Origin of the sequence: Modestobacter roseus (genome assembly GCF_007994135.1) — a bacterium.
Lineage (GTDB): Bacteria > Actinomycetota > Actinomycetes > Mycobacteriales > Geodermatophilaceae > Modestobacter > Modestobacter roseus.
In genome coordinates, this window is sequence record NZ_VLKF01000001.1 from 188136 (window position 1) to 200990 (window position 12855).

The window sequence follows — 12855 nt, forward strand, 5'->3', positions numbered from 1 at the left end:
ACGGAGAGCTCCTTGTCCACCTCTGCTGGCTCCACGCCTGCCGGCGCCACCTCCCTGGGCACCCTCGGCGACACCCGCGCCACCGGCGTCGGTGACCGCCTCGACCCCTCCGCCCCGCTGCTGGAGGTCACCGACCTCAACGTCCGGTTCCCCACCGAGGACGGGCTGGTCCACGCCGTCCGCGGCGTCGACTACACGCTCCGCTCCGGCGAGGTGCTCGGCATCGTCGGCGAGTCCGGATCGGGCAAGTCGGTCACCTCGCTGGCGGTGATGGGCCTGCTGCCGGCGTCCGCGCGGGTCACCGGCTCGGTCAAGTACCGCGGCCAGGAGCTGCTCGGACAGAAGGACCGCAGCATGTCGCGCATCCGCGGCAAGGGCGTCTCGATGATCTTCCAGGACCCGATGACGTCGCTGGACCCGGTCTACAAGGTCGGGGCGCAGATCGAGGAGACGCTGCGCATCCACGACAAGTCGCTGTCGTCGAAGGCGTCCGAGGCCCGCGCCGTCGAACTGCTGGAGCTCGTCGGCATCCCCAACGCCCGCGAGCGGGTGCGCTCCTACCCGCACGAGTTCTCCGGCGGCATGCGCCAGCGCGTCGTCATCGCCATCGCGATGGCCAACCAGCCCGAGGTGATCATCGCCGACGAGCCGACGACGGCGCTGGACGTCACCGTGCAGGCCCAGATCCTCGAGGTGCTGCAGACGGCCCTGCAGGAGACCGGCGCGGCCATGGTGATGATCACCCACGACCTGGGTGTGGTCGCCGGGATCGCCGACCGGGTTCTGGTCATGTACGCCGGCCGGCCGGTCGAGATCGGCGGCGTCGAGGAGATCTACTACGAGCCGCGGATGCCCTACACCCTCGGGCTGCTCGGCTCGCTGCCCCGGCTGGACTCCAGCTCCCGCGAGCGGCTCACCCCGATCCTCGGCGCCCCGCCGTCGCTGGTGAGCCTGCCGCCCGGTTGCCCGTTCGCGCCCCGGTGCCCGCTGCACGTCGCCGAGTGCGACGATGCCGAGCCGCCGCTGCTGCAGGTCTCCCCGGGGCACGACGCGGCCTGCATCCGCACCGAGCAGGTCGCCGCGGCCCACGGCCATGCGGCCGACGTCTTCGCCCCGGGCGCGGACGACACGGTGCTGACCGGCGGGCCGTCGACGGCCGACGCCGCGACCCTCGACGGCGACGGCGGTGCGGGTGACCGCGGCACCCCGGCCGCGTCCCAGGCAGAACCGAACGCCGGCGCGGCCGGCACGGAGACCGGCAGCGTCGTCAGCGACCACGGCGGCAGCAGCAAGGGAGACCGGGCATGAGCGCCCCCACGACCGAGCGCCCCGACGGGGCCACGACCGCCCGCGAGCCGATCCTGTCCGTGCGCGGGTTGGAGAAGCACTTCCCGATCAAGGGCGGCGGGCTGATCAAGCGCACCGTCGGTGCAGTCCGCGCCGTCGACGGCATCGACCTCGACCTGTACCCGGGTGAGGTGCTCGGCCTGGTCGGGGAGTCCGGCTGCGGCAAGTCCACCACCGGGCGGGCCATCCTCAACCTCCAGCCGGCCACCGCCGGCTCCGTGGTGTTCCAGGGGCGGGAGATCGTGGGCCTGGGCCGCAAGGAGATGCGCCCCCTGCGCCGGGACATCCAGCTGGTGTTCCAGGACCCGTACGCGTCGTTGAACCCGCGGCTGCCCGTCTTCGACATCATCGCCGAGCCGCTGATCATCCACGGCCTCACCAAGGACGACACCGAACTGCGCAGCCGCGTCCGCGAGCTGGTGGAGACCGTCGGCCTCAACCCCGAGCACACCAACCGGTACCCGGCGGAGTTCTCCGGTGGGCAGCGACAGCGCATCGGCATCGCCCGGGCCCTCGCGCTGCAGCCCAAGGTGCTGGTCCTCGACGAGCCGGTCTCCGCGCTGGACGTCTCCATCCAGGCCGGTGTGATCAACCTGCTCGAGGACCTCAAGAACGAGCTGGGACTGAGCTACCTGTTCATCGCCCACGACCTGTCGGTGGTGCGGCACATCTCCGACCGGGTCGCCGTCATGTACCTGGGCCGGATCATCGAGGTCGCCGACCAGGAGGACCTGTTCACCCGGCCGGCGCACCCCTACACCCAGGCGCTGCTCTCGGCGATCCCGCTGCCCGACCCGCGCCGCGAGCGGGAGCGCCAGCGGATCATCATCTCCGGCGACGTCCCCAGCCCCGCCAACCCGCCCTCGGGCTGCCGGTTCCGCACCCGCTGCTGGAAGTTCGCCAACGTCCTCACCGACGCGCAGCGGCAGCAGTGCATCGACGTCGACCCGCCCCTCGAGGAGCGGGGCACCGGCCACCTCAACGCCTGCCACTACGCCGAGGTCAAGTCGGTGCTGTGACATGGCGATCCTCCGGATCGCATCGCGGCCAGGTGCCCCTGCCGCACCTGCGCTGAGCCGTTGCGTCGGGACCAGTCGGAAACCCTCCGGGCTCCGCGACTGGTCCCGACAGCGCCTCCAGCGCGTCGTCCGTACCGGATCGCATCGCGGTCAGGTGCCCCTGCCGCACCTGCGCTGAGCCGTTGCGTCGGGACCAGTCGGAAACCCTCCGGGCTCCGCGACTGGTCCCGACAGCGCCTCCGGCGCGTCGTCCGTACCGGATCGCATCGCGGCCAGGTGCCCCTGCCGCACCTGCGCTGAGCCGTCCCCCTGCACCAATGGGCGTCCCCCTGCACCAGTGTTGGTGCAGGGGGACGCCTTTCGATCAGGTGACCTGATCATTGCCGAGCGGGTCGGTCTCCTGGGTGTTCCGGCGGGCGCGACAATGTGCCGGTGACCGCTGATCGTCGTCTGCTGCTCGTGCACGCCCACCCCGACGACGAGACGATCAACAACGGCGCCACCATGGCCGCCTGCGTCGCGGCCGGCGTCGAGGTCACCCTGCTCACCTGCACCCTCGGTGAGGAGGGGGAGGTGCTGGTGCCCGAGCTGGCCCAGCTCGCCGCCGACCAGGCCGACCAGCTCGGCGGGTACCGGATCGGTGAGCTGGCCGCGGCGATGGACGCGCTGGGGGTCACCGACTGGCGCTTCCTCGGCGGCGCGGGCCGGTACCGGGACTCCGGGATGATGGGCACCCCGCCCAACGACGCGCCCCGGGCCTTCTGGCGGGCCGACCTCACCGAGGCCGTCGACGCCGCCGTCGCCGTCGTCCGCGAGGTCCGCCCGCAGGTGCTGGTCACCTACGACGAGAACGGCGGATACGGCCACCCCGACCACATCCAGGCCCACCGGGTGGCGATGGCCGCGGTCGACGCCGCCGCCGATCCGGCCCACCGCCCCGATCTCGGGCCGGCGTGGACGGTGGCGAAGGTCTACTGGAACGCGATGCCCCGGTCGGTGGTGGAACGGGGCATCGCGGCGATGGCCGCGCTGGGGGAGGCCTCGCCGTTCGAGGCGCTGGGCGACCTGGACGAGGTGCCGTTCGCGGTGTCCGACGACGTGGTCACGACCGAGGTCGACGCGTCCGCGCACGCCGCCCGCAAGGACGCGGCGATGCGCGCCCACCGCACCCAGATGACCGTCGACGGCCCCTTCTTCGCGCTGTCGAACAACCTGGGTCAGCAGGTGCTGGGCACCGAGCACTACCGGCTGGTCCGCGGGGTCCGGGGGCCGGCCGGTCCCGGTCCGCAGGGCTGGGAGGACGACCTGTTCGCCGGGCTGCCCGGATGAGCGCGCTGCGGCTGCTGGGCTGGGCGGTCGCCGCGGTCGTCGTCCCCGGTTGGCTCGCCCTCGTCGAGGTGCTCTGGCTCCCGTGGCGGCCGGGTGGCGTCCCGGTGCCGATCTCCATCGTGGTCGCCGTCGTCGGCAACGTGCTGCTGGGCCGGGCGGCCCGGGAGCTGTCCGGCTCCCGGCTGGTGGGCGTGCTGCCGGCGCTGGCGTGGTTGGCGGTCGTGCTGGCCGCGGCGAGCCCGCGCCCGGAGGGCGACCTGCTGCTGCCCGGTGGTGACGCGGTGACCACCGCCGTCAACATGGCCTTCCTGCTGCTCGGGGTCGTCTCCGCCGCCTTCGCCGTGGGACAGGCCATCGGGGGCCCGCGCCGTCCCGCGCTCAGCCCGGGAGCCGCCGGTAGTGGTAGCGGTGGTGCTCGATGAAGCCCGCCCGGCGGTAGAGCGTCCGCGCCGGGGCGTTGCTCGTCGTGACCTGCAGGTACACCGAGTGGGCATCGTGCTCTCCGGCCCAGCGCTGCAGCGCGGCCATCACCGCGGTGGCCAGGCCCTGCCGCCGGTGCTCCTCGGCCACCGTCACCGCGCTCACCCCCAGCCACCCGTCGACCAGCACGCCCCGGCCGACCGCGGCCAGCGGGGCCGGCGCGGGTGCCAGCCGCACCGAGGCGAACGCCACCCGCTCGGCGTTGACCAGCACCTCCCGTGCGGTCGGCGGCAGCGGACGCCCGCGGTGCCGGTAGCCGGCCAGCCACGCGTCGTCCGGGACGGGGGAGAGGTCGACCGGCACGTCCGGCGCCGGCGGCGCGGTCAGCGGGGCGGTGAGCACGTGCACGTCCTCGTCGCGGGCCCAGCCCGCCGCCGCGAACGCCGCGTCGGCGGCCCGCGCCTGCACCCCCGGCAGCTGGGCGCAGGGGGCGATGCCCCGCTCGGCGTACCAGCGGCCGACGGCGTCGACCGCGTCGGCCAGCGGCAGCCCCGGGTCGCCGGCGACGAGCACGGAGTTGGCGCGGCCGGTGAAGCCGCCGCCCGCCCGCAGCAGCCAGTCGCCCAGCGGCTCCTCCTCCAGCGCCCGCCAGCCGCGGGCGGCGACCCGTTCCAGGTCGGCGACGCCGAGCGGTGACCGTCTCTGTCCCATGCCCCGATCCTGCGTGGTGCGGTCCCGGCACGCGCCGCCGGGTCACCCTCCGGGGGACCCGCCGACCACCCGTCGCGCTCCCGCCCGGGGTGTCGGGTGATACTTGTCCGCGTACCGCTGCGCCCCTGGTCAGTCCGGGGGCTGCCGCCCCTGCACGTCCCGGAGGAGACCCGTGACCTACGTCATCACCCAGGCCTGCGTCGACGTCCTCGACAAGGCGTGCATCGACGAGTGTCCGGTGGACTGCATCTACGAGGGCGAGCGGATGCTCTACATCCACCCCGACGAGTGCGTCGACTGCGGTGCCTGCGAGCCGGTGTGCCCGGTGGAGGCCATCTACTACGAGGACGACGTCCCGGACAAGTGGAAGGACTTCTACAACGCCAACGTGGAGTTCTTCTCCGACCTGGGCAGCCCCGGCGGCGCCGCGAAGACCGGCAAGATCGCCAAGGACCACCCGCTGGTCGCCGCCCTGCCGCCGCAGGGCGAGGGTCACTGAGCACCACCGGGCCCGCCGGCCGGCCGCAGCTGCCGGACTTCCCGTGGGACTCGCTGGCCGCTGCCCGCGCCCGCGCCGCTGAGCACGCCGGGGGCGTCGTCGACCTGTCCATCGGGACGCCGGTCGACGACACCCCCGCCGTCCTCACCGAGGCGCTGGCCGCGGCCGGCAACGCACCCGGCTACCCGACCGCACTGGGCACGGCCGAGCTGCGCCGCGCCGCGGCCGGCTGGCTCGCCCGCCGGCTCGGCGTGCAGCTGGCCGACCCGTTGGGCGCCGACCCGTCGGTGATCCCGACCGTCGGCTCCAAGGAGCTGGTGGCGCTGCTGCCCACCATGCTCGGCCTGCACGAGGGCACCGTGCTGCTTCCCGAGGTCGCCTACCCGACCTACGAGGTGGGCGCGGTGGTGGCCGGGCTGGACGTCGTCCGCGCCGACACCCCACCGGCCGAGCCGGGGAACGCGGTGCTGGTCTGGCTGAACTCGCCGGGCAACCCGCACGGCCGGGTGCTCGGCGACGACGAGCTGCGCGCCTGGGTCGCCTGGGGGCGCGAGCACGGCGTGCCGGTGGTGGCCGACGAGTGCTACGTCGAGCTCGGGTGGGACGTCGTCCCCCGCTCGGTGCTGCACCCGGAGATCGCCGGCCCCGACCACACCGGCCTGCTGGCGGTGCACTCGCTGTCCAAGCAGTCGACGGCGGCCGGCTACCGGGGCGGGCTGCTCTCCGGTGACCCGGCGCTGGTCCGCCGGGTGTGGGAGGTCCGCCGCCACTTGGGGCTGCTGGTGCCGGGGCCGGTGCAGGCGGCGATGGCCGCCGCGCTCGCCGACGACGGGCACGTCGAGGCGCAGCGGGAGCGCTACCGGTCGCGTCGGGAGCGGCTGGTGGCGGCGGTGCGGGCGACCGGCGCGCGGATCGACCACTCCGAGGCCGGGCTGTACCTGTGGGTCACCCGCGACGAGGACTGCTGGACGACGATCGACTGGCTGGCCGGCCTCGGCATCGTCGCCGCTCCCGGCTCCTTCTACGGGCCCGCGGGCGCCCGGCACGTGCGGATGGCGCTCACCGCCACCGACGAGCGCATCGACGCCGCGGTGCAGCGGCTGACCGACTAGCTCAGCCCGCCGCCACCCGGTGGGCGGCGGGACTGCGTCCGGTGGACCGCTTCACCGCGGCGCTCAGCGCGAACGGCGTCGCGTAGCCCACCCGCCGGGCGATGGCGGCCAGGGTGAGGTCGGGGTCGCGCAGCAGGTCCGTGGCCAGCGCGATCCGCCACCCGGTCAGGTAGGCCATCGGCGGTTCGCCGACGAGCGTGGTGAACCGGCGGGCCAGGGTGGCTCGGGCGACACCCACCGCCCCGGCCAGCGAGTCGACCGTCCACGGCCGGGCGGGCTCGTCGTGCAGCAACGTGAGGGCCGGACCGACCACCGGGTCGGCATGCGCCGAGTACCAGCCCGGCGCCTGCGCCCCGGGCCGGTCGAACCAGGAGCGCAGTGCGGAGACGAGGGTGACGTCGAGCAGCCGGTCCAGCACCGCGGTCTGCCCCGGCGCCTCCCGGGCCAGCTCGTCGGCCAGCAGCCCGACCAGCGCACCGGTGCCCGCGTCCCGGGGGACGACGGCGAGCTCGGGCAGCGCGCGCACCAGCCGCCGGCCGATCTCCCCGGGGTCGGGGTAGGTGCCGGTGAGCAGCACCGTCTCCCCGGCCGTGTCGTTGCCCCAGGTGCGCACCCCGAGCACGGTCATCCGCCCCTCGCCGCCCGGCACCGGTGCGCACTCCTGACCGGGGCCGACGACGACCTGCGGGCGGGTGCCCGGGTCGTCGGCGACCGTGTACGGACGCGGGCCACGCAGCAGGGCGACATCGCCGGCGTCGACCCGGGTGGCGCGGCCGTCGTCGTCGACCACCCACGCCGATCCCCGCAGCACCGCCAGCGTGGTCAGCGGCGCCTCGTCGGCCACCCGCAGCGCCCAGGGGGCCCGCAGCACCGAGCGCAGCAGGAACGCGTCCTGCGCGCGCGGCGCGGTCAGCAGCGCGGAGACGGCGTCCATGTCCGGGACCGTAGACGCCGGCGCATGCGGGCGGGAGTCCTGACCATGGACCGTCTCACCGGCCGTCGCTGTACTCGGTGCATGACGACCCAGGGCAGGACGACGACCCTCGTGACGGGCGGTACCGGGACCACCGGGAGCCGCGTGACTGCACGCCTGCGGGCGGCCGGGCACACCGCGGTGCCGGCGAGCCGCAGCGGTGCGCGCCGGCTGGACTGGGCCGGACCCAGCGGCTGGGACGCGGCCCTGGCCGGCGCGGACGCGGTGTACCTCGCCTACGCGCCGGACCTGGCGGTGCCCGGCGCGGGGGAGACCCTCGCCGCGTTCACCGGCCGCGCGGCCGCCGCCGGTGCCCGGCGGGTGGTGCTGCTCTCCGGCCGGGGCGAGCCGGGTGCGCAGGCCGCCGAGCAGCTGGTGGCCGCGGCCGCCGACGCGGGCGGGCTGGAGTGGACGGTGCTGCGGTGCAGCTGGTTCGCGCAGAACTTCACCGAGGGCGCGTTCGCCCCGGCCATGGCCGAGGGGGAGCTGGCGCTCCCGGTGGGCATGGTGCGGGAGCCGTTCCTCGACGCCGACGACATCGCCGACGTGGCGATGGCCGCGCTCCTGGGTGACGGGCACGCTGGTCGGGTGCACGAGCTGACCGGCCCACGGGCGCTCACGTTCGCCGAGGCGGTGGCCGAGGTCGCGGCGGCCACCGGCCGGCCCGCCCACTTCCGCACGGAGCCGGTCGAGGAGCACCTCGCCGGGCTGGCCGCGGCGGGCGTGTCCGACGACGTCCGCGAGCTGATGCGCCACCTGTTCACCGAGGTGCTCGACGGGCGCAACACCGCGACCACCGACGGGGTGCGCCGCGTGCTCGGGCGGGAGCCGGCCGATGTCGCCGCGCACGTCCGGTGCGCGGCGCCCGCGAGGGTCTGATGGCGTTGCTGCCCGGGCTGACCGCGCTCGGTGCCGCACTGGTCGCGGGCGCGTTCGCGGTGTTCAGCCTGATGGTGCTGCCGGCGCTGGCGGCGCTCCCGCCGGGGGCCGGGGTGGCGGCGATGCAGTCGGTCAACCGGACGGCGCTGCGCCCAGCCTTCCTCACGCTGCTGTTCGGCACCGCCGCGCTGTGCCTGGTCACCGGGGCGCGCGAGCTGGCCGGGGACGGGCGGGCGGCGGTGCTCGCCGGGGCGGCCGCCTACCTGGTCGGTGTGGTCGGCGTGACGGTGGCCGGGAACGTGCCGCTCAACGACGCGCTGGCCCGGCAGGACGCCGGGTCGGCCACGGCGGGCGAGCGGTGGCCCGGCTGGGTGCGCCGGTGGACGGCCTGGAACACCGTCCGGGCGCTCGCCGGGACGGCTGCCGCGACGCTGCTCGCCGTCGGGGCCACCGGCTGACGGTCAGCCCGCCAGCTCCAGCCGCAGCGGTCGCCCGCCGGTGCCCGGGGCCTCGGCCCACCCGTCGTCCAGCGTCCACCGCCAACCGTCCAGCGACACCCGGTCCAGCTGCAGCCGGGCGGCCGACGCCACCGCCCAGTGCGCCGCGGGCCAGCCCTCGCCGGGCACGGTGAGGGCGCCGCCGACGCCCACCTCGGCGGGCCCCGCTTCGCGGCGGACGGCGTCGGCCACGGCGGCGACCCGCTGGTCCATCGGGTTGTCGGTGGCGGTCGGCTCGTAGCTGCACGACAGCGTTCCCGGCCCGTCGGCCAGCAGCGCACCGCCCAGCGCCTGCCCCAGCGGCTCCCACTGCTGGTAGGCCTCCGGGAAGCCGCTGCGTTGGACGGCCTGGGCGATGTCGGTGAGCCGGCCGGTCTCCCAGCCGGGCACCTCGACCAGGCCGTCGAAGAACTTGCCGGCGGAGTACACCGGGTCCTGCACCTGCTCGGGGCTGCCCCATCCCTGGGACGGGCGCTGCTGGAACAGGCCCAGGGAGTCCCGGTCGCCGTAGTCGAGGTTGCGCAGCCGCGACTCCTGCTGCGCGGTGGCCAGCGCGATCACCGTGGCCCGCGGCGGCAGCCCGCGCGAGCGGGCGACCGCGGCGATCGTGGCGGCGTGCGCCGCCTGCTCGGTGGTCACGGAGACGTCGGAACCGGTCACCGTGCACGTGCCGGTCGCCATGGGTGCAGCGTCGTCCCCACCCCGCCAGACCGCCAGGCCACCGATCAGCAGCACCGCCAGCACGAGCACCAGCGGGCCGACGGGCCGCCTGCGGCTCGGCCTCCGGGACGGCGCGCGGCGCGCCGGCGGCCGCCCTGACCGGGCGGGGGGACGCCCCGACCGGGCCGGGGGCCGCCGCGTCGACGCCGGGGAGCTGGCCATCGCCGTCGATGCTAGGCAGGCAGGCTGTGCCTTCCCTGGCAGGACGACGCGGCGAGCCCCCGGTCAGCCGTCAGTCGTTGGCGTGCAGGGCGGCGTTGAGCGAGCCCCAGTCGCCGTCGCGCGGGGTGGCCTCCAGCGCGCCGGTCACCGAGTTGCGGCGGAACAGCAGCCCGTCGCGGCCGGAGAGCTCCGCGGCCTTCACCGTGGAGCCGTCGGGCAGGGTGATCTTCGCGCCGGCGGTGACGTAGCAGCCGGCCTCGACCACGCAGCGGTCGCCGAGGGAGATGCCGATGCCGGCGTTGGCGCCCAGCAGGCAGCCCTCGCCGATGGAGATGACCTGCTTCCCGCCGCCGGACAGCGTGCCCATGATCGACGCGCCGCCGCCGACGTCGGAGTCGCGCCCGACCACGACGCCCGCGCTGATCCGCCCCTCCACCATCGAGGGCCCGAGGGTGCCGGCGTTGAAGTTCACGAAGCCCTCGTGCATGACCGTGGTGCCCTCGGCCAGGTGGGCGCCCAGGCGCACCCGGTCGGCGTCGGCGATGCGCACGCCGGAGGGGACGACGTAGTCGACCATCCGCGGGAACTTGTCGACGCCGAAGACGGTCAGCTGGCCGTGCGCGGAGCGGATCCTGGCCCGGACGGCGTCCAGCTCGGTGGCGAGCACCGGGCCGGCGCTGGTCCACGCGACGTTGGCCAGCAGGCCGAACTGCCCCTCCAGGCTGACCCCGTGCGGGCGGACCAGCCGGTGCGACAGCAGGTGCAGCCGCAGCCAGACGTCGTAGGTGTCGACCGGGGGCTCGGACAGGTCGGCGATGGTGGTCGCGACGGCGATCGACTCCACCCCGCGGGTCTCGTCGGAGCGGACCAGGCCCGAGTAGTCCGGCCCGAGCAGCCCTTCCAGCTCCAGCACGCCCAGCTGCTGGGTGCCGCTGCCGCCCTGGTCGGCGGAGCTGAGCGAGGGAGCCGGGAACCAGACGTCGAGCACGGTGCCATCGGCGCTCAGGGTGGCGATGCCGACGCCGTTCGCGCCGGTGGTCTCTGCGGGGGTCGTCACGGTCGTCCACGCTACCCAGCGCCCCGGCCGGGTCCGCGACCGAGCGGCCCACTGGCCGCCCGACTGTTGGTGATCACGACGCTCGCCGTTGGCCGGGTGGTGGCCTGGCTCGACCAGGGTCCTCGGCGGCGGACAGGCCGCCACGGATCCCAGGAGGCATGCAGTGCAGGTGAAGGACGGCGCGTCGTCGGACGGCCAGGTCGTGCAGGGCGTGAACCGGCGCAACTTCCTCAAGGTGGGTGCCGCCGGGTCGGCCCTGCTGCTGGCGCCGGCCACGCTCTTCCGCCCGGCGCGGGCGCTGGCCGCCCCGGGGGAGGCGACGCGGGTGGCGAGCGACAGCCCGCTGCTGCCCTTCGTCGACCACTACGACACGAACACGACGGCCAACCTCAGCGCGGAGACGAACGCCGCGGTCGTGATCCTGTCCGGCATGCAGGGCCTGTGGGCCACCGGGTCCAGCTGGGACACCGGCGTGGCGGTCGACCCGCTGCTGCGGCAGAACATCACCCACGTCGTGCAGGTCACCCGGGCGCGCACCGCCGCGGAGGCGAAGCAGTCGTTCATCTTCGACCGCCAGCACCAGAGCTACTCGGTGACCGGTGGCCTCGGCCCGCTGACCGAGCTCTACCGAACCGGGGCCAAGGCGGTCACCAGCATCACCTCGGCCCCCGACGGCACCCCGCCCACCAAGATCGACGACGCCGTGCCGGCCGGTGCGCCCGCCGGCTCGTCGACCGGCGCCGGCTCGCCGTCCTCCGAGCTCGGCCGGGTGGTCGACCTGGTCAACACGCTGCGCGGCTCCAACACCTCGAGCAACCCGACCAAGTACACCTTCCAGTACCCCCGCCCCTGGCGGCTGACCAGCGCCAGCACCGTGGTGCCCACCGGTGCCACCGACGAGCTCGGCTACCCGGTCTACCGCACCGACGTGGTGGTGGCCCCGCAGCTGCTGCGCCAGCGCAGCACCACCCCGGCCGAGGACGGCGGCTACCCGAGCGGGCACACCAACGCCACGTGGCTGGCGTCGCTGGCCCTGGCCTACGCCGTGCCGGAGCGCTACCAGGAGATGGTGGCCTGGGCCTCCCGCCTGTCGGACTACCGGATCGTGACCGGCATGCACTCCCCGGTCGACGTCATCGGCGGGCGGATCCTGGGCACCGCGCTGGCCGCGGCGAAGCTCTACGAGGCGGGCAACGCCCAGGTCAAGGCGGAGGCCCGGGCGCAGGCGCTGGCCTACTTCACCGCCCGCACCGGGACGACGCCCGACACGCTCGCCGCGTTCGCCCAGGCCGGCGTCGACCGGGAGACGACCCGGCGTCAGCACCTGCAGCGGCTCACCTACGGCCTGCCCACCCGCGGGTCGACGTCGGTGCCGATGGTGGTGCCCAAGGGCGCGGAGGCGCTGCTGGAGACCCGGCTGCCCTACCTGTCCGCCGAGCAGCGGCGCGAGGTGCTGCGCACCACCGCCCTGCCGTCGGGGCACCCGCTGCTGGACGGCCCCGAGTACTGGGGCCGGCTGGACCTGTTCACCGCCGCGGACGGTTACGGCAGCCTGGACGGCGAGGTGCGGGTCGCGCTGGACGCCGCCGCCGGCGGGTTCGCCGCCCGGGACACCTGGCGCAACGACGTCACCGGCGCCGGCCGCCTGGTGAAGGCGGGCTCGGGCACGCTCGAGCTGGCCGGGACGAACGCATTCACCGGGGGCATCCGGGTGGTCGACGGCGCCCTGGTGGCCCGGTCCAACGGCGCGCTGGGCAACGGCCCGGTCTCCGTCGACGGCGGGGCCCTGCGCCTGGCCGCCGGCGCGACGGTGGTCGCCGCCCGCGGTGACGTCGCCGTGACCGGGGGCGCGCTGCAGCTGACCCTCGGCTCCGGCGCGCAGCCCCCGCTGTCGGTGATCGGCACCGCGACGCTGGGCGCGGGCAGCCGGCTGGAGCTCACCGTGACCGACGCGCGCCGGTGGGCGCACGGCGGCGAGGTACCGGTGCTGCTGGCCCGGTCGGTGCGGGGCGCCTTCGGCTCGGCGCTCGACACGACCGGCAGCTGCCGGGTCGAGGTCGTGCACCGCGCCGGTGGCGTCTTCGTGCGGCTGACCCCGGCGCGCTGACCGGTCCCCGGCGGTCCCCGCGC

Annotated in this window: 13 protein-coding genes; 9 read left to right on the top strand and 4 right to left on the bottom strand. The window is 75.4% G+C overall.

Annotation, left to right across the window (positions count from 1 at the left end; all coding sequences use genetic code 11):
• Positions 1-12: 12 nt before the first annotated feature.
• From JD78_RS00930 to JD78_RS00945, 4 genes are all read left to right on the top strand, one after another.
• A complete protein-coding gene (locus JD78_RS00930) occupies positions 13-1308 on the top strand; it encodes an ABC transporter ATP-binding protein (RefSeq protein ID WP_228394896.1) in 1296 nt (431 codons plus the stop codon).
• Complete coding sequence (locus JD78_RS00935) at positions 1305-2366, top strand: ABC transporter ATP-binding protein (protein WP_153356556.1); 1062 nt, start codon at positions 1305-1307, stop codon at positions 2364-2366. Before JD78_RS00930 ends, JD78_RS00935 begins: the two co-directional genes overlap by 4 nt.
• Positions 2367-2798: 432 nt before the next feature.
• Entirely contained in the window at positions 2799-3695 is an 897-nt protein-coding gene (gene mshB, locus JD78_RS00940; protein WP_153356559.1) for an N-acetyl-1-D-myo-inositol-2-amino-2-deoxy-alpha-D-glucopyranoside deacetylase, read from the top strand.
• Positions 3692-4117, top strand: coding sequence for a hypothetical protein (locus tag JD78_RS00945; protein ID WP_153356563.1), 426 nt, complete (start codon positions 3692-3694; stop codon positions 4115-4117). Before mshB ends, JD78_RS00945 begins: the two co-directional genes overlap by 4 nt.
• Here the strand turns inward: JD78_RS00945 and JD78_RS00950 are convergent.
• Positions 4074-4826, bottom strand: a complete 753-nt coding sequence (locus JD78_RS00950) for a GNAT family N-acetyltransferase (protein ID WP_153356565.1) — start codon at positions 4824-4826, stop codon at positions 4074-4076. The genes JD78_RS00945 and JD78_RS00950 overlap by 44 nt on opposite strands.
• Before the next feature lie 172 nt (positions 4827-4998).
• Here JD78_RS00950 and fdxA point away from each other — a divergent pair, with 172 nt between their 5' ends.
• Together fdxA and dapC are read left to right on the top strand one after the other, a co-directional pair.
• Positions 4999-5325, top strand: coding sequence for a ferredoxin (gene fdxA / locus JD78_RS21630; RefSeq protein ID WP_075012384.1), 327 nt, complete (start codon positions 4999-5001; stop codon positions 5323-5325).
• 29 nt (positions 5326-5354) lie between these two features.
• Complete coding sequence (dapC, locus tag JD78_RS00955; RefSeq protein WP_279526870.1) at positions 5355-6437, top strand: succinyldiaminopimelate transaminase; 1083 nt, start codon at positions 5355-5357, stop codon at positions 6435-6437.
• Between the two features lies 1 nt (position 6438).
• Here the strand turns inward: dapC and JD78_RS00960 are convergent, their stop codons facing one another.
• Positions 6439-7371, bottom strand: coding sequence for an AraC family transcriptional regulator (locus JD78_RS00960; RefSeq protein ID WP_153356570.1), 933 nt, complete (start codon positions 7369-7371; stop codon positions 6439-6441).
• Between the two features lie 144 nt (positions 7372-7515).
• Between JD78_RS00960 and JD78_RS00965 the strand changes: the two genes are divergently transcribed.
• Both JD78_RS00965 and JD78_RS00970 read left to right on the top strand, forming a co-directional pair.
• Complete coding sequence (locus JD78_RS00965) at positions 7516-8289, top strand: Rossmann-fold NAD(P)-binding domain-containing protein (protein ID WP_228394897.1); 774 nt, start codon at positions 7516-7518, stop codon at positions 8287-8289.
• Positions 8289-8747 carry an anthrone oxygenase family protein gene (locus JD78_RS00970; protein ID WP_153356574.1) on the top strand — a complete coding sequence of 153 codons (459 nt, stop codon included), beginning with the start codon at positions 8289-8291 and terminating at the stop codon, positions 8745-8747. The genes JD78_RS00965 and JD78_RS00970 overlap by 1 nt, the downstream gene beginning before the upstream one ends.
• 3 nt (positions 8748-8750) lie before the next feature.
• On the opposite strand, the gene JD78_RS00975 is transcribed toward JD78_RS00970, so the two are convergent.
• Positions 8751-9467 (bottom strand): hypothetical protein, encoded by a 717-nt coding sequence (locus tag JD78_RS00975; RefSeq protein ID WP_208103938.1) that lies wholly within the window; start codon positions 9465-9467, stop codon positions 8751-8753.
• A gap of 271 nt (positions 9468-9738) precedes the next feature.
• Positions 9739-10725, bottom strand: a complete 987-nt coding sequence (gene dapD / locus JD78_RS00980; protein WP_153356576.1) for a 2,3,4,5-tetrahydropyridine-2,6-dicarboxylate N-succinyltransferase — start codon at positions 10723-10725, stop codon at positions 9739-9741.
• 163 nt (positions 10726-10888) lie between these two features.
• Here dapD and JD78_RS00985 point away from each other — a divergent pair, with 163 nt between their 5' ends.
• Entirely contained in the window at positions 10889-12832 is a 1944-nt protein-coding gene (locus JD78_RS00985; RefSeq protein WP_208103939.1) for a phosphatase PAP2 family protein, read from the top strand.
• The last annotated feature ends 23 nt before the right edge of the window (positions 12833-12855 follow it).